The organism is Brevundimonas vesicularis NBRC 12165 (genome assembly GCF_001592205.1).
Taxonomy (GTDB): domain Bacteria; phylum Pseudomonadota; class Alphaproteobacteria; order Caulobacterales; family Caulobacteraceae; genus Brevundimonas; species Brevundimonas vesicularis.
In genome coordinates this window covers 1-20,662 of the sequence record NZ_BCWM01000009.1, presented here as the reverse complement: position 1 = coordinate 20,662, position 20,662 = coordinate 1, and the positions used below count along the sequence as shown (strand labels likewise).

General features: G+C 65.3%; 21 protein-coding genes and 2 tRNA genes. 15 read left to right on the top strand and 8 right to left on the bottom strand.

Annotated elements, in window-relative coordinates; genetic code table 11:
• Nucleotides 1-199 precede the first annotated feature (199 nt).
• Nucleotides 200-763 carry an alkyl hydroperoxide reductase subunit C gene (ahpC, locus tag BVE01S_RS08500; protein ID WP_017504020.1) on the top strand — a complete coding sequence of 188 codons (564 nt, stop codon included), beginning with the start codon at nt 200-202 and terminating at the stop codon, nt 761-763.
• Nucleotides 764-905: 142 nt separating this feature from the next.
• Nucleotides 906-2,495: an alkyl hydroperoxide reductase subunit F gene (gene ahpF / locus BVE01S_RS08495; protein ID WP_066626518.1), complete on the top strand. Its 1,590-nt coding sequence runs from the start codon at nt 906-908 to the stop codon at nt 2,493-2,495.
• Nucleotides 2,496-2,499: 4 nt separating this feature from the next.
• Here the strand turns inward: ahpF and BVE01S_RS08490 are convergent, their stop codons facing one another.
• From BVE01S_RS08490 to BVE01S_RS08480, 3 genes are all read right to left on the bottom strand, one after another.
• A complete protein-coding gene (locus tag BVE01S_RS08490; protein WP_240612099.1) occupies nt 2,500-2,775 on the bottom strand; it encodes a YdeI/OmpD-associated family protein in 276 nt (91 codons plus the stop codon).
• Nucleotides 2,776-2,848: 73 nt separating this feature from the next.
• Complete coding sequence (locus BVE01S_RS08485) at nt 2,849-3,613, bottom strand: transporter (RefSeq protein WP_066626517.1); 765 nt, start codon at nt 3,611-3,613, stop codon at nt 2,849-2,851.
• A 73-nt stretch (nt 3,614-3,686) separates the two neighbouring features.
• Entirely contained in the window at nt 3,687-4,337 is a 651-nt protein-coding gene (locus tag BVE01S_RS08480) for an alpha/beta hydrolase (protein ID WP_017504016.1), read from the bottom strand.
• Nucleotides 4,338-4,495: 158 nt separating this feature from the next.
• Here BVE01S_RS08480 and BVE01S_RS08475 point away from each other — a divergent pair, with 158 nt between their 5' ends.
• From BVE01S_RS08475 to BVE01S_RS08435, 9 genes are read left to right on the top strand one after another with little or no spacing between them, the layout of a single operon-like run.
• On the top strand, nt 4,496-4,975 hold the full coding sequence (locus BVE01S_RS08475) for an Rrf2 family transcriptional regulator (RefSeq protein ID WP_017504015.1): 480 nt from the start codon (nt 4,496-4,498) through the stop codon (nt 4,973-4,975).
• Entirely contained in the window at nt 4,972-6,111 is a 1,140-nt protein-coding gene (locus tag BVE01S_RS08470; RefSeq protein WP_066626516.1) for a cysteine desulfurase family protein, read from the top strand. Before BVE01S_RS08475 ends, BVE01S_RS08470 begins: the two co-directional genes overlap by 4 nt.
• Nucleotides 6,111-7,577: a Fe-S cluster assembly protein SufB gene (gene sufB / locus BVE01S_RS08465; RefSeq protein WP_066626515.1), complete on the top strand. Its 1,467-nt coding sequence runs from the start codon at nt 6,111-6,113 to the stop codon at nt 7,575-7,577. Before BVE01S_RS08470 ends, sufB begins: the two co-directional genes overlap by 1 nt.
• A gap of 13 nt (nt 7,578-7,590) precedes the next feature.
• Nucleotides 7,591-8,352, top strand: coding sequence for a Fe-S cluster assembly ATPase SufC (gene sufC, locus BVE01S_RS08460; protein WP_066626514.1), 762 nt, complete (start codon nt 7,591-7,593; stop codon nt 8,350-8,352).
• Nucleotides 8,349-9,371 carry a Fe-S cluster assembly protein SufD gene (gene sufD / locus BVE01S_RS08455; protein WP_066626513.1) on the top strand — a complete coding sequence of 341 codons (1,023 nt, stop codon included), beginning with the start codon at nt 8,349-8,351 and terminating at the stop codon, nt 9,369-9,371. Before sufC ends, sufD begins: the two co-directional genes overlap by 4 nt.
• Nucleotides 9,350-10,588 carry an aminotransferase class V-fold PLP-dependent enzyme gene (locus tag BVE01S_RS08450; RefSeq protein WP_066626512.1) on the top strand — a complete coding sequence of 413 codons (1,239 nt, stop codon included), beginning with the start codon at nt 9,350-9,352 and terminating at the stop codon, nt 10,586-10,588. The genes sufD and BVE01S_RS08450 overlap by 22 nt, the downstream gene beginning before the upstream one ends.
• Before the next feature lie 4 nt (nt 10,589-10,592).
• Nucleotides 10,593-10,982, top strand: coding sequence for an SUF system Fe-S cluster assembly protein (locus tag BVE01S_RS08445; protein WP_017504008.1), 390 nt, complete (start codon nt 10,593-10,595; stop codon nt 10,980-10,982).
• 13 nt (nt 10,983-10,995) lie between these two features.
• Nucleotides 10,996-11,385, top strand: coding sequence for a HesB/IscA family protein (locus BVE01S_RS08440; RefSeq protein ID WP_066551375.1), 390 nt, complete (start codon nt 10,996-10,998; stop codon nt 11,383-11,385).
• 15 nt (nt 11,386-11,400) lie between these two features.
• A complete protein-coding gene (locus BVE01S_RS08435) occupies nt 11,401-11,748 on the top strand; it encodes a TfoX/Sxy family protein (RefSeq protein WP_066626511.1) in 348 nt (115 codons plus the stop codon).
• On the opposite strand, the gene BVE01S_RS08430 is transcribed toward BVE01S_RS08435, so the two are convergent.
• Genes BVE01S_RS08430 through BVE01S_RS17385 form a run of 3 tightly spaced genes read right to left on the bottom strand, consistent with a single transcriptional unit; the run spans nt 11,745 to nt 12,276 of the window.
• Complete coding sequence (locus BVE01S_RS08430) at nt 11,745-11,945, bottom strand: hypothetical protein (protein WP_066626509.1); 201 nt, start codon at nt 11,943-11,945, stop codon at nt 11,745-11,747. The two genes, BVE01S_RS08435 and BVE01S_RS08430, sit on opposite strands and share 4 nt — an antisense overlap.
• Entirely contained in the window at nt 11,942-12,151 is a 210-nt protein-coding gene (locus tag BVE01S_RS08425; RefSeq protein WP_105625157.1) for a hypothetical protein, read from the bottom strand. Before BVE01S_RS08425 ends, BVE01S_RS08430 begins: the two co-directional genes overlap by 4 nt.
• The gene (locus tag BVE01S_RS17385; protein ID WP_255353885.1) at nt 12,148-12,276 is read right to left on the bottom strand and encodes a hypothetical protein; all 129 of its coding nucleotides are present in this window, start codon (nt 12,274-12,276) and stop codon (nt 12,148-12,150) included. The genes BVE01S_RS08425 and BVE01S_RS17385 overlap by 4 nt, the downstream gene beginning before the upstream one ends.
• A 280-nt stretch (nt 12,277-12,556) precedes the next feature.
• On the opposite strand from BVE01S_RS17385, the gene lon reads away from it, so the two are divergent.
• The 3 genes from lon to BVE01S_RS08410 all read left to right on the top strand — a co-directional run bounded on the left by lon (nt 12,557) and on the right by BVE01S_RS08410 (nt 15,446).
• Nucleotides 12,557-14,953: an endopeptidase La gene (lon, locus tag BVE01S_RS08420; RefSeq protein WP_066626506.1), complete on the top strand. Its 2,397-nt coding sequence runs from the start codon at nt 12,557-12,559 to the stop codon at nt 14,951-14,953.
• Nucleotides 14,954-15,058: 105 nt separating this feature from the next.
• Nucleotides 15,059-15,334 carry an HU family DNA-binding protein gene (locus BVE01S_RS08415; protein WP_017504003.1) on the top strand — a complete coding sequence of 92 codons (276 nt, stop codon included), beginning with the start codon at nt 15,059-15,061 and terminating at the stop codon, nt 15,332-15,334.
• A 35-nt stretch (nt 15,335-15,369) separates the two neighbouring features.
• A tRNA-Val gene (locus BVE01S_RS08410) sits at nt 15,370-15,446 on the top strand.
• Nucleotides 15,447-15,500: 54 nt separating this feature from the next.
• On the opposite strand, the gene BVE01S_RS08405 is transcribed toward BVE01S_RS08410, so the two are convergent.
• A complete protein-coding gene (locus tag BVE01S_RS08405; protein WP_066626504.1) occupies nt 15,501-18,794 on the bottom strand; it encodes an autotransporter outer membrane beta-barrel domain-containing protein in 3,294 nt (1,097 codons plus the stop codon).
• A 311-nt stretch (nt 18,795-19,105) separates the two neighbouring features.
• Between BVE01S_RS08405 and BVE01S_RS08400 the strand changes: the two genes are divergently transcribed.
• Nucleotides 19,106-20,356, top strand: coding sequence for a glycosyltransferase (locus BVE01S_RS08400; protein ID WP_084375350.1), 1,251 nt, complete (start codon nt 19,106-19,108; stop codon nt 20,354-20,356).
• Between the two features lie 84 nt (nt 20,357-20,440).
• On the opposite strand, the gene BVE01S_RS08395 is transcribed toward BVE01S_RS08400, so the two are convergent.
• Nucleotides 20,441-20,517: transfer RNA gene (locus BVE01S_RS08395), tRNA-Asp, on the bottom strand.
• Nucleotides 20,518-20,662 lie beyond the last annotated feature (145 nt).

Here is a 20,662-nt window from a genome sequence, read left to right as displayed (position 1 = left end):
CTTGCTTCGCCAGAAGTGTTTTCAGTTCGTCGCGGATGACGATGCATTTCTGGCTACGCAATGTCGTGAACACATGACGTAAGGTCTCAGAGATTGTATAAGGAAAATTTATCACGTATCCGCAAATAAGTGATTGGGCTTATTTGGTGCAGTGCGGTAGGGAGAGCGCCTCCCAACCACCTTGCATTGGATTTTGCGCATGGCCCTCATCAACACGACCATCAAACCCTTTACGGCCGAAGCCTATAAGGGCGGCAAGTTCCTGACGGTCACGGACGCCGACGTCGCGGGCAAGTGGGCGATCTTCTTCTTCTATCCGGCCGACTTTACCTTCGTGTGCCCGACCGAACTGGAAGACTTGGCCGACCACTACGCCGAGTTCCAGAAGCTGGGCGTCGAGATCTATTCGGTGTCGACCGACACCCACTTCTCGCACAAGGCCTGGCACGACTCGTCGCCGGCGATCGGCAAGATCGAATACACGATGCTGGGCGATCCGTCGGGCCTGGTGACCAACAACTTCGACGCCATGCGTCCCGGCGTGGGCCTGGCCGACCGCGCGACCTTCCTGGTCGATCCGGACGGCGTGATCCAGTTCACCGAGACGACCTCGGAAGGCATCGGCCGCAACGCCGCTGAACTGCTGCGCAAGGTCAAGGCCGCCCAGTATGTGCGCTCGCACCCGGGTGAAGTCTGCCCGGCCAAGTGGGAAGAAGGCGAAGCCACCCTGGCCCCGTCGCTCGACCTCGTCGGCAAGATCTAAGACTGACTACGCCTATCGGGTCCGGCCTTCGGGTCGGACCCACCCGACCGCCTCCCAAATGCGGGACGCGGACCTTATCGCGCAGGCCTCGCCGGGATCGGCTCGAAGGCGGCGCGTTACCCTGAAATTCGAGGAGCATCCGATGCTAGACGCCAATCTGAAATCCCAGCTCGAAGCCTACCTCAAGAACATCGTCCATCCCGTCGAACTGGTCGCCTCGCTGGGCGCAGGGCCGAAATCGATCGAGCTGAAGACCCTGCTGGAGGAGATCGTCTCGGTCTCGCACGGCAAGGTCGAGATGGGCCGCGACTATGACGACGAGCGTCAGCCCAGCTTCCTGATCCGGCGCAAGGGCACGGACATCGGGGTGCGGTTCGCGGGCATTCCGCTGGGCCACGAGTTCACCTCGCTGGTGCTGGCCCTGCTGCACGTCGGCGGCCATCCCTCCAAGGCGGCGCAGGAGGTGATCCAGCAGGTCAGGGACCTGGACGGCGACTATGTGTTCGAGACCTATTTCTCGCTGTCTTGCCAGAACTGCCCGGACGTGGTGCAGGCGCTGAACCTGATGAGCGTGATCAATCCGCGCATCAAACACGTCGCCATCGAGGGCGGCCTGTTCAAGGACGAGGTCGAGGAACGCAAGATCATGGCCGTGCCGACGGTCTTCCTGAACGGCGAGCTGTTCGGTCAGGGCCGGATGGAGCTGGAGCAGATCGTCGCCAAGCTGGATTCCGGCGCCGAAGCCCGCGCGGCCGAGCGTCTGAAGTCCAAGGATCCGTTCGAGGTTCTGGTGGTCGGCGGCGGTCCAGCCGGGGCGGCGGCCGCCATCTATACGGCGCGCAAGGGCATTCGCACGGGCGTCGTCGCCGAACGCTTCGGCGGACAGGTGCTGGACACGATGGCGATCGAGAACTTCGTCTCGGTCCCCTATACCGAGGGGCCAAAGCTGGCGGCCCATCTGGAGCAACACGTCCGCGAGTATGAAGTGGACCTGATGAACCTGCAGAAGGCGGCCAAGCTGGTCCCGGCCAAGGTTGCGGGCGGCCTGCATGAGGTGGTGCTGGAGAACGGCGCATCGCTGAAATCGCGCACCGTGATCCTGTCGACCGGCGCGCGCTGGCGCCAGATGAACGTGCCGGGCGAGGAGCAGTACAAGAACAAGGGCGTGGCCTATTGCCCGCACTGCGACGGGCCGCTGTTCAAGGGCAAGCGGGTGGCGGTGATCGGCGGCGGCAACTCCGGCGTCGAGGCGGCGATCGACCTGGCGGGCATCGTGGCCCATGTGACCCTGATCGAATACGACAGCGAACTGCGGGCCGATGCGGTGCTGCAGCGCAAGCTGGCGACCCTGCCGAACGTGCGGATCGTGACCTCGGCCCTGACGACCCAGGTGCAGGGCGACGGCGAGAAGGTGACGGGCCTGTCCTACAAGGACCGCAACTCCGACGCCCATCACGACGTCGATCTGGAAGGCATCTTCGTGCAGATCGGTCTGGTCCCGAACACCGAATGGCTGCACGGCGCGGTGGGCCTGACCCCGCGCGGCGAGATCGAGGTGGATCACCGCGGCGAGACCTCGCAGCCAGGCATCTTTGCGGCGGGCGACGCGACGACCGTGCCCTACAAGCAGATCGTCATCGCCATGGGCGAAGGGTCCAAGGCAGGTCTGTCGGCCTTCGACTACATGATCCGCACCGAGCCGGCGAAAGAAGCGGTGGTCGAACCGGCGTGATCGCTTAACGGTGAGGGCAACCGGGCCAGCAGCAGGGGCGGCGTTTGCCGTCGCTTAAGCTCGCCCGGCCCCAATCCAGTCGTTTGCGCCGGGTTTCCGACTTCTTGGCGGACTCGATCCAGCAGATCCATTCGTTGCGGGCCAGGGGTGTGATGTCGCGCCAGGTCGCCAAGGCTTCAGGCGCGGCGACCAGCGATGCGCGCAGGTCGTGCGGCAAGTCGTGAACCACGCCGCCGGGGATGTCGGTCGCATCGGCCATGCCCATTTGTCGCAGCGACACGTCTGATCCGCAACGGCGATCTAGAACCGTCGTGCAAGACCGACGCCGAACTCCACATCCGGACTGTCGTCGTTCAGGCCGAAGTTGAGGCCGAAATCCACCTGGGCGTCGGGCAGGGACGGGGCGACCAGACGGCGGTCAGGTCGAAGGTCGAGGGCGTGGTCGGGGCGACGGGATCATCGTCGCGGCTGATCCAGACCTCGGCGCCCAGGTCCCATTGGCCAAAACCGCGTCCGACGCCGGCGACCATCGTATAGGCGCCATGGCGGCCGTCGCCGTCCGCATCCGAGACCCAGTCGATCTCGGGCGACAGGCTCAGGCTCCAGTCGTCGTTCAGCGGGATGGAGACCGGCAGGATGACGCCGCCCTCGACACCGTCGGCGCGAATGCCACGCGCACCCGTGGGCGCGGTGATGAAGCCGGAAATCGCGACGGACAGGCCCGAGCCATCCGGGTTTTTCAGAGAATGGCGCAGGCCGAGACTGAGATCGCCGACGCCTTCGTTCACATCACGATCGCCGGTCGCGCGGTCGAGAATGCGTTCGTGGTTCCAGGTCGTCAGGCCGAGTTGAAGCTCAGTCAGGCCGGTCAGGCCATAGCGCACGAACAGGTCACCGGCGTCCCAGGTGTCAGTCCGTGTCGTACCGTCCGTTTGGCGCGCGCCGTCGAACAGGCCGAGTTCGACCTGCCAGCGGCCCTTGTCGAGGATGCAGGTCGGAGTGCCCTTGCCGGGGCGATCGGCGCAGAAATCGCGCTCTGGTGCGGGAGTCGACTGAGCCGCAACGGCCGTGGGCAAGGCCAGAGAGGCGATCAAGGCGATCAGAAGGGGCGGACGCATGGCGGATCTCGCAGCGATGTTTCGCCCGATCATGCCGCCCGCGCCTTAATCAGCCGTGACGCCAAGCTGAATATCAGGCCGGCTTTTCTTCCAGACGCTTGTCCAAATAGGCGCCGACGCGGGTTTCGACCGCGCTCATGTGGTCCTGCCAGAAGTGGCTGGCGCCCTCTTCCAGTTCGTAGTCGATGATGATGCCCTTTTGGGTGCGCAGCTTGTTGACCACGCGTTCGACCTCGACCGGCGGGACGATGGTGTCGGCCGTGCCGTGCAGGAACAGGCCGGACGCCGGGCAGGGCGCCAGGAAGCTGAAGTCATACATGTTCGACGGCGGCGAGACCGAGATGAAGCCGTCCGTCTCGGGGCGACGCATCAGAAGCTGCATGCCGATGTAGGCGCCGAACTGATAGCCGGCGACCCAGGTCTGGCTGGCGCCGGGATTGTTGGCCTGGAGCCAGTCGAGGGCGGTGGCGGCGTCGGCCAGCTCGCCGATGCCCGAATCGAACTCGCCCTGCGACTTGCCGACGCCGCGCGAGTTGTAGCGCAGGGTCGCAAAGCCACGCTGCTGGAACAGCTGGTGCAGGGTGACCGCGACCGGGTTGTTCATATGTCCGCCCGCCTTCGGGTGCGGATGCAGGATCAGCGCGATCGGGGCGTTCGGGCGCTTGCCCGGGGAATAGCGGCCTTCGATGCGACCGGAGGCGCCGGGCAGGATGACTTCAGGCATAGGGGCTCTGGAATCCGTTCAACTGTCATTTCGCGAGTGCGTAATACTTGACCGCGGAGGTGGGACTTTCTAAGTCCCTCCGCAAGCGCGCCGCCTTTGCGAAGGCGCGGGTTCTAGCACAGGAGCCCCGAAAAGCGCGCAATTTTTGAAGGTGCGAAATGCGTCTATCGACCAAGGGACGATACGCCGTGATGGCGATGGCCGATCTGGCGAAGAATGGACGCGGCGAGAGCGGTGAAATCCGGGCGGTTTCGCTGGCCGAGATCGCCGCGCGCCAGGAGATTTCGCTGAGCTATCTGGAGCAACTGTTCGCCCGTCTGAGGAAGAGCGAACTGGTCAAGAGCGTGCGCGGACCGGGCGGCGGATACCGTCTGGCCAAGGCGGCGCATGAGACGGTGGTCGCCGAGATCGTGCTGGCGGTGGATGAACCGATCCGGGCGACGCGGTGCGTGGCGCATGGCTCGCCCAAGGGCTGCATGCTGGCCGGCGAACGCTGCATCACCCACAATCTCTGGGAAGACCTGGGCGACGAAATCCATCGCTATCTGGCGGGCGTGTCGCTGGAGGATGTGGTGATGAACCGCACGGGCCAGCGTCGTCGCAATGTCGAGGCCTCGGCCGTGGGGGTCGCGGCATGAGCGGCGTCTATCTGGACTATAACGCCTCGGGCCTGGTGCGACCGGAGGTGCTGGAGATCGTGGCCAGGGCCCTGGCCGACAACGGCAATCCGTCGGCGGTCCATGCGGCCGGCCGGCGGGCGCGGGCGCGGGTCGAGACCGCGCGGGCGCAGGTCGCGGACCTGGTCGGGGCCGATCCGACGGCGGTGGTGTTCAACTCGGGCGGCACCGAAGCCAATGCCCAGGGCATCGCCAGCGCCCTTGCCGCCGGATGCGAGCGGCTGATCGTTTCAGCGACGGAACATCCGTGCGTGGCCGAGACGGCGGCGAATGCGGGGGCGCCGGTCGAGGTGCTGACGGTCGATGCGAACGGCGTGGTCGATCTGGACTGGCTGGCGCAGGCGTTGAGCCGTCCGGGCCGGGCCGTGGTCGCCATCCATCATGCGAACAACGAAAGCGGCGTCATTCAGCCGATCGCCGAGGCGGCGGCTCTGGTGCGGGCGGCGGGCGGCTGGCTGCATGTCGACGCCATCCAGTCGGCGGGCAAGATCGCGGTCGATATGCGCGCGCTGGACGCGGACACTTTGACTCTGTCGGCGCACAAGCTGGGCGGGGCGCAGGGCGTGGGCGCCCTGATCTTCAAGGCAGGCCTGTCGGGCGTGCGCATCCTGCACGGCGCGGGGCAGGAGCGGGGCCTGCGCGCCGGGACCGAGAACGTGCCGGGCATCGCCGGGTTCGGCGTCGCAGCGGATTGCGCCGCGCGGGATCTGGAGACGATGGCCTCGCACGTCGCCTGGCGCGATGCGGCCGAGGCGAAGGTCAAGGCCGCAGGCGCGACCATCATCGGCGGCGGCGTGGCGCGGCTGCCCAACACCCTGTTCATGGCCGTCGAGGGCTGGGACAGTCCGCAGCAGCTGATCACCCTGGACCTGACGGGCGTCATGGTGTCGGCCGGCTCGGCCTGCTCGTCGGGCAAGGTCAAGCCATCCAAGGCCATCAGCGCCATGGGGCTGAACAGCCTGGCGACCGGGGGCGTTCGCGTGTCCGGCGGCTGGGGCACGGTCGAGAGCGACTGGGCGCGGTTCGCCGACGCCTGGGTTGCCGCCTTCAACAAGCACAAGACGCGCGCCGCCGAGCGCGTGAGAGAGGTCGCCTGATGGCCGCCGTCAAGGAAACCATCGACGCCGTCGCCGCGCTGGAGAAGTACGAGCACGGCTTCACATCCGACATCGAGACGGAATATGCGCCCAAGGGTCTGAGCGCCGAGATCGTGCGCTTCATTTCCGAAAAGAAGGGCGAGCCGGAATGGATGCTGGAATGGCGTCTGGCCGCCTATGAGCGCTGGCTGGCGATGGAGGAGCCGACCTGGGCGGCGGTCCGTTACGAGCCCGTCGATTATCAGGACCTGTTCTACTATGCGGCGCCCAAGGCGAAGGAGGGGCCCAAGTCGCTGGACGAGGTCGACCCCGAAATCCTGGAAATCTACAAGAAGCTGGGCATCCCGCTGAAGGAGCAGGAGGTGCTGGCCGGGGTGCAGGGCGCGCCCAAGGTCGCCGTGGACGCCGTGTTCGACAGCGTGTCGGTGGTCACGACCTTCAAGGAAGAACTGGCCAAGGTGGGCGTGATTTTCATGCCGATTTCCGAGGCCTTGCGCGAATATCCTGATCTGGTGCGGCAATATCTGGGGTCGGTGGTTCCGGTCTCGGACAACTATTTCGCAGCGCTGAACAGCGCGGTCTTTTCGGACGGGTCATTTGTCTACATCCCGCCGGGCGTCAAATGCCCGATGGAGCTGTCGACCTATTTCCGCATCAACGCCAGCCAGACCGGCCAGTTCGAGCGGACCCTGATCATCGCCGACAAGGGGGCTTACGTTTCCTACCTCGAGGGCTGCACCGCGCCGATGCGCGACGAGAACCAGCTGCACGCGGCCGTGGTCGAGATCGTTGCGCTGGACGACGCCGAGGTGAAATATTCAACGGTCCAGAACTGGTATCCGGGCGATGCCGAGGGCAAGGGCGGCATCTACAACTTCGTGACCAAGCGCGCCGACTGCCGGGGCGATCGGTCCAAGGTGTCGTGGACGCAGGTCGAGACCGGCTCGGCTGTGACCTGGAAATATCCGTCCTGCATCCTGAAGGGCGAGGAATCGTCCGGCGAGTTCTATTCCATCGCCATCACCAACGGGCATCAGCAGGCCGACACCGGCACCAAGATGATCCACCTGGGCAAGAATTCGAAATCTCGGATCATCGCCAAGGCGGTGTCGGCGGGTCGGTCGGATTCGACCTATCGCGGTCTGGTCTCGGTGCATCCGAAGGCGACAGGGGTGCGCAACTTCACCCAGTGCGACAGCCTGCTGATCGGCAAGGACTGCGGCTCGCACACCATTCCCTATATCGAGGCGCGCAACGGCTCGGCCCAGCTGGAGCATGAGGCGACGACGACGCGCCTGTCGGACGACCAGCTATTCTACGCCCAGCAGCGCGGGCTGTCGCAGGAGGAGGCCGTGGCCCTGCTGGTCAACGGCTTCGTCCGCGACGTGATGCAGAAACTGCCGATGGAGTTCGCCGTCGAGGCGCAGAAGCTGGTGGCGATCAGCCTTGAAGGCTCGGTTGGATAATCAAGAAGAAACAATGCTTAATATCAACAACCTCCACGTCTCTGTCGGCGAAAAGCCGATCCTGAAGGGCCTGACGCTCAACGTTCCAGCGGGCGAGGTGCACGCCATCATGGGGCCGAACGGCGCGGGCAAGTCGACGCTGGGTTACGCCCTGTCGGGACGGCCGGGCTATGAGGCGACGGAAGGGTCTGTCGAATGGGCGGGCGAGGACCTGCTGGCGCTGGATCCGGCCGAACGGGCGGCCAAGGGGGTGTTTCTGTCGTTCCAGTATCCGATCGAGATCCCCGGCGTGCCGGCCCTGACCTTCGTGCGGACGGCGCTGAATGCGCAGAAGCGTGCGCGGGGCGAGGAGGAGGTGGCGGCGCCGGCCTTTCTGAAGCTGGTCCGTGAAGCGTCCAAGGCGCTGAAGATGGACTTCGACATGCTGAAGCGGCCGCTGAATGTCGGCTTCTCCGGTGGCGAGAAGAAACGGATGGAGATCCTGCAGATGGCCCTGCTGGAGCCGTCGCTGCTGATCCTGGACGAGACGGATTCGGGTTTGGACATCGACGCCCTGCGCATCGTGTCGGAGGGCGTGAACGCGCTGCGTTCGCCCGACCGCGCCATGTTGGTCATCACCCACTATCAGCGCCTGCTCGACTACATCAAACCGGACCGGGTGCATGTGCTGGCCGGCGGTCGGATCGTGGCCTCGGGCGGGCCGGAGCTGGCTCTGGAACTGGAGGCGGAAGGGTACGACAAGTATCTGCCGCCAGTTCTGCAGGGGGCCGCATGAGCGCGGCCTTCGCCATCGACCTGACCGACGCCGACACCTATCCGTCGCGACGCACGGAGGCGTGGAAATACAGCGACCTGAAGCGGTATCTTCGCGCCGCGCCGCAGCCGTCGGGTACGGCCGAGGTCGGGCCGCCGGGACCCTTTTATGATCTGGGCGGTGAGGCGATCGTCTTCGCGAACGGGCGCGCCGTGGGCGTGACCGACTTCATCGCCTCGGGCGAGCGGACGCTGCGGCTGCGCTATGTGTCGGACGCCGTCGGCACGGGCCACACGGCCAGCGCGCGGGTGTCGGCGCGCGCCGGCGCCAAGCTGCTGCTGCTGGAAACGCACGAGGGCGCGGGCTCGGCCTACGTCGCGCACAATACGCTGGAACTGGACGTGGCGGCCGGGGCCGAGGTGACGCGCGTCGTCCTGGTCGAGGAGCCGGAAGACGCCATTTCCATCGCCGAGGCCCATGTGAAGGTCGAGGCGGGCGGCATCTATCGCCAGACCATCGTCACGACCGGCGCCAAGCTGCAGCGGATCGAGACGCGCATCACTCACTATGCCCAGGGCGCGCAGGTTCAGGCCGACGGTCTGTATCTGCTGAACGGATCGCGTCATGCAGACCTAACCAGCGTGGTGCGTCATGTGGAACACGACGGCGCGACCTCGCAACTGATCAAGGGCGTGGCCCGCGATACGGCGCGCGGCGTTTTCCAGGGCAAGATCGTGGTCGAGCGCGGCGCCGACGGCACCGATGCGCGGATGGGCCACCACGCCCTGATCGCCTCCGAGCGGGCCGAGATCGACGCCAAGCCGGAACTGATCATCTATGCCGACGACGTGCAGTGCGCGCACGGCAATACGGTGGGGACGCTGGACGAGAGCGCCCTGTTCTACATGCAGCAGCGCGGCATCCCGGCCGAGGAGGCCCGCGCCCTGCTGACCCAGGCCTTCCTGATCGAGGTCATCGACCGGATCCAGCACGAGGGCGCGAGAGAGGTGGCGCGGGAATGGCTGACGGCGCGGTTGTGAACACCTTCGATCCCTACGCCGTGCGGGCGCAGTTCCCGATCCTGTCGCGACAGGTGAACGGCAAGCCTCTGGTCTATCTGGACAATGCGGCCTCGGCCCAGAAGCCGCGCGCGGTGATCGACGCCCTGGTGGAGACGATGGAGGGCGGCTACGCCAACGTCCACCGGGGCCTGCACACCCTGTCGAACGAGGCGACCGAGGCCTTCGAAAAGGCGCGCGAGATCGTCGCCCGCTTCCTGAACGCCGAGAGCGCCGAACAGGTGGTCTGGACCAAGGGCGGGACCGAGGCGATCAATCTGGTGGCCAACGGGCTGGGCCTGTCGATCCAGCCGGGCGACGAGATCATCGTCTCGGAGATGGAGCATCACTCCAACATCGTGCCCTGGCATCTGCTGCGGGAACGCCGCGGGGCGGTGATCAAGTGGATTCCGGTCAAGGACGACGGGTCGCTGGACATGGCGGCCTATTCCGACCTGCTGGGGCCCAGGACGCGGATGGTCGCGGTCACCCACATGTCCAACGTGCTGGGGACCATCAATCCGGTCGCCGAGATCAGCCGCCTGGCCCATGCGGCCGGGGCTCAGGTGCTGATCGACGGCTGCCAGGGGGCGGTCCATGCGACGCCGGACGTGCAGGCCATCGGCTGCGACTTCTACGTTCTGACCGGGCACAAGCTTTTCGCGCCCACCGGCATCGGCGCCCTGTACGGCAAGGCCGAGGCGCTGGAGGCGCTGCCGCCCTATCAGGGCGGGGGCGAGATGATCGAGACGGTCGAGCAGGACCGCGTGACCTATGCCCGGCCGCCTCACCGGTTCGAGGCGGGGACGCCCCCGATCCTGGAGGCCATCGGCCTGGGCGCGGCCTTGGAATGGCTGGGGCAATACGACCGGGCGGCCGTGCAGGCGCATGAGCATGCCCTTTATCAGCACGCTGTTGACCGACTTCAGGGACAGACCTGGCTGCGGATTCTGGGCGAGGCCGAAGGCAAGGGCGCGATCCTGACCTTTGCCGTCGAGGGCGCGCATGCCCATGACGTCGCCCAGATCATGGACCGCTACGGAGTCGCGGTGCGCGCGGGTCTGCACTGCGCCGAGCCGCTGGCGAAAAGAATGGGGGTGACGTCGAGCACCCGCGCCTCCTTCGCCCTATATAATACCGTGGAGGATGCCGACGCCTTCGTGGATGCGCTGATCAAGGCGCGGAACTTCTTCGTGTAAGCTGATGACAGATCAACCGATTCAAGACAGCGACGCCTTCAAGGACGCCTGGGACGAACCCCAAAAGAGCGCCCTGTCGCAGGCCGAGCTGGACACCCTGACCGATCAGCTGATCGAGGCGCTGAAGTCGGTCTATGACCCGGAAATCCCGGTCGACATCTATGAGCTAGGCCTGATCTACCGCGTGGACGTCAACGATGACCGCGATGTGGTGGTGGACATGACGCTGACGGCGCCGGGCTGTCCGGTCGCCGGCGAAATGCCGGGCTGGGTCGAGACGGCGGTGGAGAAGGTCGAGGGCGTGCGCAGCGCCAAGGCCAATCTGGTTTTCGATCCGCCGTGGGACGCCTCCAAGATGAGCGACGAGGCCAAGCTGGCCCTGAATATGTTCTGATGGGCATGTTCTGATGAGCGAGCTTCAAGCCACATCCCGTCCACGTCGCCCGCGCCCCAAGGCCGTCACCCTGACGGATGCGGCCGCCGAGCGGGTGCGTGAGATCCTGGACAATGCCGAGAACGATCACATCGGCCTGCGCATCGGCGTCAAGAATGGCGGTTGCGCGGGGCAGGAATACACCTTCGCCTATGCCGACGAGATCGGGCCGATGGACGAGGTGGTCGAGGACAAGGGCGTCACCATCCTGATCGAGCCCCGGGCCGTGCTGTTCCTGATCGGCACCGAGATCGACTATGAGACGACGCGTCTGGCGTCCAAGTTCGTGTTCAACAATCCGAACCAGACCGACGCCTGCGGCTGCGGCGAGAGCGTGACCATCGTGCCGGTCGCCGCCGACTGAGATGGCCCGGGTCTGATGGCCTACGACCCCGACTTCGGCGAATGGGTGCGCGAGCATTTCCACGCGCGCGGCCGCCTGGAGATCAAGCGCATGTTCGGCGGGGCAGGGATCTATGCCTCCGGCGTCATGTTCGCCCTGCTGGACGACGGCGTGGTCTGGCTGAAGGGCGACGAGGCGCTGGGCGAGGCCTTCGTCGATGCCGGTTCGCGTCAGTTCACCTATCCGACCAAGGACGGCCGCACGATAAGCATGGGCTACTGGACCCTGCCCGAAGCGGCTCTGGACGATCCCGACGAGGCTGTCGCCTGGGCGCGGCGGTCGCTGGATGTGGCGGTCAAGGAGGCGTCGGGAAAGAAGCGTTAGGCCGTATCGGGTCGAACCATCCGAACCGAGTGCCCTGGATGCGCCTCGGCCTCCGCTCTGGCGCATCGGACGGCGCTTTTGGCGTCGGTGAAGACGCCTTCGAACAGGCCGTCGCTTGAGGTGATGCGCCAGCGATCGCCGACGGGCTGGATCGTCAGGGTTTCGACGGCGGGTGGTGAGGCAAGGGGCGTTATCATTGTGTGAGGCGATGTTGGTCGCGGTTCAGGCGGTCGGCCTCGGCCTGAAGTCGGGCGGCGAGGCGTTCGGCCGAGATGCGATCAGGCAGGGGGCGGGTGCAGGCGTTGTTGACCGCCACGGCCCAACCGCTGGCGCGAGGCACGACCCGATAGCGTCGGGGAGGGGCGGCGCGCGTCACGCCGCCCTCGATGTGGCCCTGCATCATCGCGCGCGGCCCTTGCGGATCGGGGCGCCGAACAGGGCGCCGATGAAGGTCATCGCCATCTGAAGGGTTGTCGGCGCTGGGGCTGGACGTTTCAGTGTCTCGGCCAACAGGTGCGAACGGCTCATGGTCATCTCCTTGGATCCGCAGAAGACGCCCGATCCCCGTAAAGCGGCCATGTCGAAAGCGTCGCCGGGCGTAATGCGGACCTAAAGCGGCGCGATCGGCGGCCTTACCGCCACACAGATGTGGGCCGTTCCGCGGTCACGCTTGAACCGCGGGTCTTTCAAACCACATACTCATCCGAACGCCGTCGGAATCGACGGGCCGTCATGCGCCGGTCGGGCCTCTTGCCCGGCGGACCTTGGCGGCGGGCCGGAGATGATCAATGGCCCAGGAGTACGCATCATGACTGAACCAAAAATCCTGCCCGTCCTGCCGCTGAGAGACATCGTCGTCTTCCCGCACATGGTCGTGCCGCTCTTCGTCGGACGCGAGAAGTCGGTGAAGGCGCTGGACGAGATCATGAAGGGCGAAAAGCAGATCCTGCTGGCGACTCAGAAGAACAGCGTCGACGACGATCCGTCGCCGGACGCCATCTATCCCATCGGCGTGCTGGCCTCGGTGCTGCAGCTTCTGAAACTGCCCGACGGCACGGTGAAGGTGCTGGTCGAGGGCAAGGGCCGCGCGCGCCTGACCCGCTTCACCGACCGTGAGGAGTATTTCGAGGCTGAGGCCGTCGAGATCGAAGACGAAGCCGGCGACGCCTCGCAGGCCGAGGCCATGCTGCGCGCCGTGGTCGAACAGTTCGAAAACTATGTGAAGCTGAACAAGAAGGTTCCGCCCGAGGCCCTCAGCTCCATCCCCCAGATCACCGACGCCTCCAAGCTGGCCGACTCGGTCGCGGCCCATCTGTCGGTCAAGATCGCCGACAAGCAGGGTCTGCTGGAAAGCTTCGACGTGCCCAAGCGGCTAGAGAAGGTCTATGGGCTGATGGAGGGCGAGATCTCGGTCCTTCAGGTCGAGAAGAAGATCCGCTCGCGCGTGAAGCGCCAGATGGAAAAGACCCAGCGCGAATATTATCTGAACGAGCAGATGAAGGCGATCCAGCGCGAGCTGGGCGAGACCGATGACGCGCGCGACGAGATCATGGATCTGGAGAAGCGCATCCGTAAGACGCGCCTGTCCAAGGAGGCGCGCACCAAGGCCGAGGCCGAGGTCAAGAAACTGCGGAATATGTCGCCGATGTCGGCGGAATCGACGGTCGTGCGCAACTATCTCGACTGGCTGCTGTCCGTGCCGTGGGGCAAGGCCAAGCAGAAGCCGATCGACTTGGCCAAGGCCGAGGACATCCTGGAAGAGGATCACTTCGGCTTGGAAAAGGTCAAGGAACGGATCATCGAGTATCTGGCGGTCCAGGCCCGCACCGGCAGCCTGAAAGGGCCGATCCTGTGCCTGGTCGGCCCTCCCGGTGTCGGCAAGACCTCGCTGGCCAAGTCCATCGCCAAGGCGACAGGGCGTGAATACGTCCGCATGTCGCTGGGCGGCGTGCGCGACGAGAGCGAGATCCGAGGTCACCGGCGGACCTATATCGGCTCAATGCCTGGCAAGATCATCCAGTCGATGAAGAAGGCCAAGACCACCAACGCCTTCGTCCTGCTGGACGAGATCGACAAGCTGGGATCTGACTGGCGCGGCGATCCGTCGTCGGCCCTGCTGGAGGTGTTGGACCCGGCCCAGAACTCGACCTTCGGCGACCACTATTTGGAAGTGGACTACGACCTGTCCCAGGTGATGTTCGTGACGACCGCGAACAGCCTGAACATGCCGCAGCCGCTGATGGACCGGATGGAGATCATTCGGGTGTCGGGCTACACTGAGGATGAGAAGGTCGAGATCGCCAAGCGCCACGTCCTGCCCAAGCAGTTGGCGGACCACGGTCTGAAGGACGGCGAGCTGATCGTGCCGGAAGACACGATCCGCGAGCTGATCCGCTATTACACTCGCGAGGCCGGGGTCCGTTCGCTGGAACGCGCTCTGGGCGGTCTGGCCCGCAAGGCCGTGCGCGAGATGGCCAAGACGGGCGCCAAGTCGATCACGGTCGATGAGGCCAAGCTGGCCGACTATGCGGGCGTGAAGAAGTTCCGCTACGGCGAGACGGACGAGGAGGATCAGGTCGGCATCGTTACGGGTCTGGCCTGGACTGAGTTCGGCGGCGACATTCTGACCATCGAGGCGATCAAGATGCCGGGCCGCGGGCGCATGACCGTGACCGGCAATCTGAAGGACGTGATGAAGGAGTCGATCTCGGCTGCGGCGTCCTACGTTCGCTCGCGGGCCCTGGCCTTCGGCGTCAAGCCGCCGGTGTTCGAGAAGACCGACATCCACGTCCACGTGCCGGACGGCGCTACGCCCAAGGACGGCCCGTCCGCCGGCGTGGCCATGACCGTGGCGATGGTTTCGGTTCTGACCGGCATCCCGATCCGTAAGGATATCGCCATGACCGGCGAGATCACTTTGCGCGGCCGGGTCACCGCCATCGGCGGTCTGAAGGAGAAGCTGCTTGCGGCTCTGCGCTCCGGCGTCAAGACGGTGCTGATCCCGCAGGAGAACGAGAAGGATCTCGCTGACGTGCCGGACAATGTGAAGTCGGCGCTGGAGATCGTGCCGATCTCCACGGCGGACGAGGCGCTGAAGTGGGCGCTTGTCGGCACCCTGACGCCGGTGGAGTGGGACGAGGCGGCCGAACCCCTGCCGGCCCCGGTCGCGGCTCCGGAAGGGCCGGCGGCGGCGGTCAGCCACTAACGCCGAGTTGAACAGCGAACGCCGCCGGTGACCCCACCGGCGGCGTTTTCGTTTTTGACGCAACCGCCGATCTGTCCTTTAGTGATTCGTTCTGGAGGGGGACGGATGACCAAGGCGGAATTGATCGGCCGGATGGCCAGCGCGGCGAACATCAGCCGCGACCAGGCCAAGACGGCGTTGGAGGCTTTTACCGACGGCGTGACCGAGTCGCTGACGCGGGGTGCGGACGTGAAGCTGATCGGCTTCGGCAGTTTTGTCGCCGTGGACCGCAAGGCGGGCGTCGCGCGCAATCCGCAGACCGGCGCGGCGGTCGCACGCCCGGCCTCGCGCACCGCGCGCTTTCGCCCAGGCGAAGGTTTGAAAAGCGCCTTGAACGGTTGAGGCGCGACGGGCATAAGCCCGTCTCTGCCCTTTGGGGGCGGCTAGCTCAGCTGGTCAGAGCATCTCGTTTACACCGAGAGGGTCGGCGGTTCGAACCCGTCGCCGCCTACCAAAAAGGCCGCCGGATCGCTCCGGCGGCCTTTCGTTTGTTTGGATCGGGCTGCGATCAGAAGCGGAAGCTGGCCCGCAGCAGCAGCGAGTAGCGGACGTAGTCTTCCAGCAGCTCGGCGTCGCCGGTCAGCGACAGCATGCCCAATTCGTTGCCGAAGTTCAGGCGGAAGCCCAGGATCGGCCCGCCGCCTTCGATGGCGTCCGGCGACAGGATGAAGTCTGGGCCGCCGCTGGCGAAGCGGGCGATGGTTTCGCCGGCGTCCACCGAGATGTTCTGACGATAGCCGACGCGCAGTTCCGGACGGATCCAGCCGTTGCGGCCAAAGCCATAGCCGACGTTCATCGCCGCCACCGCCGAGAAGATGTGGCTGTCGCGCGAATTGATGTCGAGATCGAAGCCGTCGCCGCCGCCCTTCTCGCTGCGCGAGCCCTCCGACAGGCTGAAATACTCGCCATAGATTTCGGGGCGGATGTTCAGGCGGCCGAAGTTACGCTCGTAGGAGGCGCCGCCGGCGACCGCCGCCGTCCAGCCGTGCCAGTCGGACTTGTTGTTCAGATAGACGCCCGTGGCGACCAGCGAGCGATCGGCGCTGAAGGAGGCATAGCCGCCGGCCGCACGGGCCCAGGTCGTCCAGTACTGGCCCTGAGCGCGCCAGTAGAGGCCCAGCTCCAGCAGGTTGGCCGACAGGACCTCTTCGGCCTCGGCCTCGGGGTCCTTGATGTCGGACGAGGTAAACGCGGCCGAGATGCCGACGGCGCCCAGGCTGGTGCCCTTTTCGACGCCGCCGGCGACGCCGAAGCCTTCGGACCGGAAGCCGTAGGAGTCGGTCTTGTCCTTGTCGGCGTAGAAGTTGATCTCCTGGACCCAGGCGCTGGTTTCACCTGGCGCAGCGGCAGCGTTTCGTCCGGTCAGCGCGCGGGTGACCGCGTCCACGCCGGCCGAAAGCGACATCAGCGGCCCGCCGGAGTGGTCGGGCAGCATTTGCTCGTAGGCGTCGATGAAGCCGTCGCGCGACGTTTGCGACAGGAACAGGTTGCGCAGCGCCTCATTCGATCCCAGCGCGCCATAGACGGCGTCGTAGGCGGACGCCTCGACCGGGATCAGCCCGGCCTCGGAAGCGGTGCGGCGACGGGCGTCGACATAGACGGTGTTGCCGGCGACGCCGCCTTCGACGACGTAGAGATAGGGCGAGTTGTCGGATAGCAGGGTCTGGTTGATCTGACCGGCGCTCAACGTGCCGGCGGTGATGACGTTGAACCGCTCAGGTCCGTCGATCAGCGAAGCGAAGCGTACGCCCAAGGTCGAGCCTGTCGCCAGGGTCGCATTGCCGCTGACGTTGAAGCCGCCGGCACGGTCGTTGGCCGGATCGAGATTGACCAGGAGCGTCCCTTCCGAGCCGATGTTGAGGCTCGAAATCGCCGTCGCACCGGTTTGGGTCGCATTCAGGGTGCCTTTCGACACGTTGATATCAAGCAGACCGTCGTCGTTCTTGATTGCGCCGGAAACGACGGCGCCACCGCTGATGCTCAGTCGGTCCGCACCTGAGCCAAAATCGATATCACCGGACACAACACCGTTTTCGATGTTGAACGTGTCGGCACCTGAGCCAAACTTGATCGCGCCCACGATGGCAGGTTCGTTGCTGTCCGGCACACCGTCCTTGTCAGTGTCGGTCGCCGTGCTGCCAGCTGGCGCCAGAACGCCGTACTGACGCAGAGTGGCGCCGGTTGTATTCGCGGACAGGTCAATCGCGATTGCTGTTCCGTCAACTGCAGTCGTGTCGTTGCTATTCGGGACAAATGAGCCAACGATCGAGCCCGCATTGCTCAACTGGGTCAGCGAACCGGACTGATCCCGGATAGCTACCGCCGAGCCATGGTTTCCGGTGTAAGAGGCGACGATGTTGCCCGTGTTCGTTAGAGACCCAACGTTCGCACCGGCCCCAATGAGAATACCAGTCGAGACTTCCGCGCCCTTGCCGGAGGAAATCGCTTGGATGTTGCTGGCGTTACTGATCATCGGCGTGGTGACGCCGGAGCCGACCCAGAGGCTCGTGGCGTTGGCGTCCACCGCAGTGGAAGTAATCCCGCCTTCGTTGCGAACGCCGCCAACTATACTGACTGCTTGGCCGCCGGTTACTCCCAGCTGAACCGCACGCGCTTCCACGCCGGAATATAGACCCGACCCTGTGATTGTGCCGCGGTTAATCAATCCATAGGCCACGTCGCCGGTCCCAACCGCGCCTAACGTGACGGAGTTGGAGGTGGAACCAATCAACAGTGCAGGCGCGCCGCCCAGCGATGTGATGGAGGCCGTCGTCTGGCTGGCGTCGGGAATGCCGTTGCCGTCGCGATCGGTGTCGTCGCGGTTCTTGACGCCGTCGCCATCATCGTCCTCGTCGCCGTTTTTGACGCCGTCCTTGTCGTCGTCGCCCTCGATGCCGGCCTCGGAATAAGCAAGGGCCTTATCAAATAAGACCCCGCCAGCGACGTTGGCACCAACGCGTACGGCGGGGCCGCCCTGCAGCAGATCGTCCGCGTCGAGTTCGTCGAGGAACAGCGTTGCGGCATTGTCGAACGTGCCGGTTGTCGGACGTGCGGGCGGAGGCGTGGTGTATCGATAACCTGTCGCCACGACCGTAGAGTGAATCTTAAGCGCACCGCCGACATCGCCTTCGATCGACACGCCCGTTGCATTGGCTCCCAGCGCCGAGATGGAGCCGGCAAGATCGACATTGCCGGAAATCGGTCCCGTTGTGCGGATGGCGGCGCTGTCGTTACCGGTCACACGGACCGTTCCCAGGCTCTGAAGCTTGCCGTTCAGGGCGGATTCGACGGACAGGCCGTAGGAGTTGTTGCCCTCGACCGCGATCGCGCCGGTACCCTCGACCAGGATGTTGCCGGTGAAGGGCGATGCGCCGGTGACCCGCACGCCGTAGCGGCCGGTTCCGGTGGCGAACGGACCGTCCAGGTCGCCGTCGCCGTCGGTGTCCTTGATGTCCGCAGCTTCCAGCGTGTCGTTGACGGTGATGGAGCCGCCGACGATCACCGAGCCGTTGTTGCCGCCGTTGACCAGAAGACCCGTCGAGCCGTCGGCCGACTTGTCCATCGTGATGGAGCCGCCGCTGTCCAGATCGACCGTGTTGTTGCTGTTGAGCGTGACCGCCGCGCCCGAGGCGACGGCGACGCTGCCGCCGCTGGCGATGCGGATGTTGTCGGCGGCCGTGCCTGTCGCATTGGACGTCTGGATGGGCGTGGTCCGGGCGTTCGAGATGACGATCTCGGCCTGGGATCCGGTGGCGACCATCAAGGGGGCGATCGCCACGGCGGTCGCGAGCAAAATACGCATTCGGTAGAAACCCCTGGTGGTCACGCGTCACGTTACGGGAGACCCCTTAGCAGGGTCCGCGCCAGCGTTCCAAGTTTATCGAATTTGAGGCGAATGCAAGGCCGTGGTGGTCCTTAGGCGATCCTGCAAGGCGACCCGCGTTCGCTCGTCGATGCCTCATAGGCCGAATGCGGAGGAAATCGCGACGGCGCGCACTTGAGCTTTGCCGCGCCCGGGTTTACGGGCGTCGAACGGTCCAAAGGCCGCGTCCCGTGGACGCATCCATCGAACCCCTCCGGCGTTCGACAGCCCAGACCAGGCGAGAACACTCCATGAGCATGACAGACCTCGACGTCCAGGAAAGCGAGCTCCGGCTGATTCCGGGGTTGGACGTGGAAGTCGCCGATACGCTGCGGGCCCTGAAGGCGGCGGCGATGGACGAGCGGCCCCGGCTGGTGGACACCACAATGCTCTATGCGCCGCGCTCAGGCGGGGTGAAGCGCTATATCCTGTCCAAGAAAGCGTGGATCGAGGCCAATCGGCCGGGGGTCAGTCACTCGCTGATCGTGCCCGGCGCGCGTCACAAGGCGAGGGCCGACGGCATCGTGCAACTGCGGGCGACCAAGCTGCCGTTCGGCGACGGCTATCGTTGGCCCAGCTCGGTGAAGCGCTGGAGCGCCTGGGTGGCGGCGATGAAGCCGTCGATCATCGAGGCCGGCGACCCTTACACGCCGGGGCAGGGGGCTTTGGAGGCCGGCCAGCGGGTCGGATGCCCGGTCGTCGGCTTCTGCCACTCTGATCCGGCCGGGCTGGCGGCGTTGCATTTCGGCGAATGGGCCAAGAAGCCGGTGGAGAAGCGCTGGGCGAAGCTGTTTTCACAGTTTGATCGGGTCGTGTCGCCCAGCCGCTTTATCGCACGGCGCCTGGAAGAGGCCGGTGTGAACAACATCGTCATTCGACCTCTGGGCGTGGAGATCGACACCTTCCGGCCGGAACGTCGTGATCGGCAGTGGCTGCTGAAACAGCTGGGTCTGGGCGATGACGCGCGGCTGCTGTGCTTCGCCGGTCGTCCGGCCAAGGAAAAGAACGTCGATGTGCTGATCGAGGCGGTCCAGAAGCTGGGGGCGCCCTATCATCTGGTTCTTGTAGGCGCAGGCGCGGGGATGCCTGAAGAGGATCGCGTCATCTCCATGCCCTATGAAAGCGATCCCAAGGCAGTCGCAAAGATCATCGCCAGCTGCGACGCCTTCGTTCACGCCAATGATAAAGAGCCGTTCGGGCTGATCGTGCTGGAGGCCATGGCCTGCGGCCGGCCCGTCGTCGGGGTCAACGCGGGCGGGGTAGCCGAAACCGTCGACGAAAGCGTGGGGCAACTGGCCGCCAGCGCGGACGCCGACGATTACGCCCAGGCGGTCGAGGCCCTGTTCACGCGCGACATCGAAGCGATCGGTCGGGCGGCGCGCGAGAAGGCGGTCAGCCAGTTCGCCTGGAACCGCGTCTTCGAAGACCTCTGCGTGGTCTATGGCGAGCTGACGGGTGAAGCGGCGTTCGTGAACCCGGATATTGCATTGCCGCTGCACTGAGCGGCCAGGGTCCCGACGCGTTCGAATGGCGCGTTTCCGAAAACGGGAGCGCGCCACTTCTTTTATCGATGTCTTGAAAAGAAGTGGCGCGAGTGACGGGGCTCGAACCCGCGACCTCCGGCGTGACAGGCCGGCACTCTAACCAACTGAGCTACACCCGCGTATCAGGTCGAAACTTTTGAGCTGTTTCGAAAGCTTTTTGGGAAGGCGGTGTGCGCCACTCTTCTATTTCTAGAAAGAGTGGCGCGAGTGACGGGGCTCGAACCCGCGACCTCCGGCGTGACAGGCCGGCACTCTAACCAACTG